Source organism: Peribacillus sp. SIMBA_075 (assembly GCF_046534585.1).
This window is the reverse complement of the sequence record NZ_JAWRYN010001297.1, coordinates 1-247: the sequence shown is the minus strand read 5'-3', so window position 1 is coordinate 247 and position 247 is coordinate 1. Positions and strand designations below refer to the sequence as shown.

Genomic DNA, 247 nt, shown 5'->3' with positions numbered 1-247 from the left:
CTTGCTGACTATGCGCGATAACGATAGGCTCATTCATAGGGACTTGTCCATTCTCGACGGCATTATTCGCAAATGTTTGAAAGAGGTCACCAATGCCGTAATAGGAAGAAATGCGATTTGGAATAATTAATTCTATTTCTGTTACGCCCGCTCTTAAAAGGCCATGTGTATGAAACCAATATTGCGTAGGCTCACCTTCTTTATCGTCCTCATAAACAGAATGAATAACGTATAAGTCAGGAATGTC

Annotated in this window: 1 protein-coding gene; it reads right to left on the bottom strand. The window is 40.5% G+C overall.

Annotated elements, in window-relative coordinates; translation table 11 throughout:
* Window positions 1–247: DUF4026 domain-containing protein (locus tag SB775_RS32525; RefSeq protein ID WP_410865415.1), on the bottom strand; the 247-nt coding region annotated here is incomplete at both ends.